This window comes from Microcystis sp. M049S2, from assembly GCF_020245625.1.
Classification (GTDB): domain Bacteria; phylum Cyanobacteriota; class Cyanobacteriia; order Cyanobacteriales; family Microcystaceae; genus Microcystis; species Microcystis ichthyoblabe_A.
Genome location: NZ_JADBUN010000106.1, coordinates 1 through 2,757, shown reverse-complemented (window position 1 = coordinate 2,757; position 2,757 = coordinate 1). Strand labels below are relative to the sequence as shown.

Here is a 2,757-nt window from a genome sequence, read left to right as displayed (position 1 = left end):
TAAGGGAAAAAGGTTAGCTAGGGGACTTTATAAAATGGGAACAAATCAGTTGTTAAATGCCGATGTCAATGGGGCATTTAACATCATTAGAAAAGTAATTCCTGATGTCATTGACCAGGGAATAAAGGGTTTGCCGTTTAATCCTGTAGTGCTTGACCCACTTGTTAGTGAGCCGGTCGAACTACGAATGACTAAGCTTTCAGGCTTTTAAGTAAGTTTGAGTAAGTTTAGTTGAGCGGTGAGTCAAAGGTTAAATTATGAATTATGAATTGGGGAATTGGGGAAGTGGGGAAGTGGGGAAGTGGGGTGTGGGGAGAATAAATAAAATAATCTCCTGAATCCTGACTCGGAGAATCCTGACTCGGAGACTCCTGACTCCTAACCCCACCAACAAACTTTTTCAGCAAACCCTACTTATAAATAGACTTTTAATAACCAAAGAAAGAAAGGAATAGTCAGAAAACTGGCAAGGGTAGTGACAACAACTGTGCGGGACATTAAAGTGGCCGAACCACCGAATTCTGTGACTAAAATGACGGTATTAACGGCGGTGGGCATGGCACTTTGTAGGATAAGAATTTTTATATCCATACCGGTTAATCCTAAACTATTGCCGATCACAAATGCCAAAAGAGGAGCGACTAAAAGACGCAAACCAGCCCCTAATAATTCTAATTTACCGATCGCTAATTTTTGCTGAGATAATTGGATACCTAGGATAATTAAAGCCAAAGGAATTGCCGATTGTCCTAGATAGCTAATACTTTTATCTAATTGCAGGGGAAGATGAAAAGAGAAAGTTTGAAAGCTAATGCCGATAAAAATTGACCAGATTAAGGGCAATTGAAAAACCAGGCGAAATCCTGAAAGAAAGCTTTTTCCTCGCAAATAAGCGGGACTAATACCAAATAACAGAATACTAGAACCAATCATATAGATTATCGCTCTTTCCAGTCCAGCCGCACCCAGGGCAAAACTAGCCACCGGTAAACCCATATTGCCGTTATTGGGCATCACAGCGGCAGCCATGAGGCTTTTGCGGGTATCACCATCGAGACTAAGACAATAGGCGATAATTTCGACGATAATCACCATTACCAGTGAAATAAGAGCAAAACCTAGGAGAATTAAACCAATATTGCTGCCGGATAAAGTGGTGCGATAGAGTCCATCAATCACCAAAGCGGGGGCAAGAATATATACCGTGATTTGGGAAAGGGAATGCACTTCAACAGTGAGGATTTTTCCTGCTATCACACCGATGAGGATGATAAAACCCACTGGAATAATAGCGGAGAGAATGACAAGCATTAATTAGGTAAAAAGTAAATAGTAAACAGAAAAAAACTGATCTGATTTTTTAACAGATTTCTGTTATCACCCCAGTCACTCGATCGATTTTTTCGTTAGCAAATCAACTTTCCGTCCCAATAAATTCTCTAATTCCCGTTTCATCCTCGAAAACTCCAGAAGTCCCCAAGAAACACTATCTTGGAAACTGACCAGTATATCAATATCGCTGTCTGCACGAAAATCTTCCCGCAAAACCGATCCGAATAAACACATTTCAGATATCTGCCATTTCTGACAAAATTCGCTGATTATTTGCTGGGATAGTTCTATTTTCAATTTTTTCACCTCCCTGTCACTGGTAATCAGTGATCGGTTTTCAGATTTAAGGGGAATTATCGCTAACGACACGAAAACCAATATCATAGAGTCCAGCAGTAGCCATAAATTTGACTCGGTAGGCCGAGCGACATTTGTTAGGACCGTCATTCCAAGAACCGCCGCGTAAAACTCGTCTGTCCCTATCTTCTATTGTGGCTGCTTCGTAGTTATCGCGCCAGTAATCTGCACACCATTCCCTGACATTTCCGTGCAAATCGTAGAGTCCGAAAGGGTTAGCGACGGCAAACATTCCCACTGGTGTGGTTTCCCTGCGATCGCAGCCTAGGGAACCTTCCCCATAACGACCAGAACTGCATACTTTCCCGCCATAATCCCAGTCCACCCCGGAATAGTTGGCTAAATCCGTGGAAATTGTCAGGCCAAAGTGGAAGGGGGTTGATGTACCTCCCCGACAAGCGTATTCCCATTCTTTTTCTGCGGGTAAACGATAATTCAGTCCAGTGAGACGGGATAGGCGATCGCAAAATTCCACCGCTTCCCACCAGTTAATTTGTTCTACAGGGCGATCGTAACCTTCAAAATGGGCCGGATAGGGATTAAGTTCAATATTTACTGGTTCTAATTTTGCCACCTCGCGCCATTGTCGTTGAGTAATTGGGTAGCGACTCAGGCAAAAAGCCTGAATATTAACCAGAGATTGGGGACTTTGACTCAATTTCGAGCCTAACTCGCTTTTGGGCGCACCGATGAGGTATTGACCGCTAGGGATAGAAATCATTTCTAAAAAGGTTTTTTTGCTTAAAAAATACTTATAACCTCGATTAGTGACTTTTTCCCGTTTAATTTCCTCACCTTTGCCATTAACAGTGACCACCTCATCGGTAAAATCTAACCATTCTCCCATTCTGCACCCCTCTATCGGTTATCGGTTATCGGTTGATCGGGTTAAACTGCGAGCCTAGAAAAATCTCGCAACCTACCAGTTTTGACATCCTCACCGCCGTAAACGGACGGTGATTCCTCACCACGCCACCTTTTTGGGATGGTCGCGTCAATGGGGCTTCGGCCGTGAGCTCAGGCTTCGACGGTGAGCTCAGCCGAACCGCCGAACGGTTAACGCTTCAC

3 protein-coding genes and 1 pseudogene are annotated in these 2,757 nt (G+C 43.3%); 1 reads left to right on the top strand and 3 read right to left on the bottom strand.

The genetic code is table 11. The annotated features are described in order from the left end of the window. A pseudogene (locus IM496_RS08980) lies at positions 1-211 on the top strand (RNA-guided endonuclease TnpB family protein); the annotation flags it as partial. A 203-nt stretch (positions 212-414) separates the two neighbouring features. Here the strand turns inward: IM496_RS08980 and IM496_RS08975 are convergent. The 3 genes from IM496_RS08975 to IM496_RS08965 all read right to left on the bottom strand — a co-directional run bounded on the left by IM496_RS08975 (position 415) and on the right by IM496_RS08965 (position 2,536). Then, positions 415-1,311, bottom strand: coding sequence for an AEC family transporter (locus tag IM496_RS08975; protein WP_194018172.1), 897 nt, complete (start codon positions 1,309-1,311; stop codon positions 415-417). Between the two features lie 75 nt (positions 1,312-1,386). Beyond that, on the bottom strand, positions 1,387-1,629 hold the full coding sequence (locus IM496_RS08970) for a nucleotidyltransferase family protein (RefSeq protein WP_228009866.1): 243 nt from the start codon (positions 1,627-1,629) through the stop codon (positions 1,387-1,389). Between the two features lie 46 nt (positions 1,630-1,675). Beyond that, complete coding sequence (locus IM496_RS08965; protein WP_287661762.1) at positions 1,676-2,536, bottom strand: formylglycine-generating enzyme family protein; 861 nt, start codon at positions 2,534-2,536, stop codon at positions 1,676-1,678. Positions 2,537-2,757: the final 221 nt, after the last annotated feature.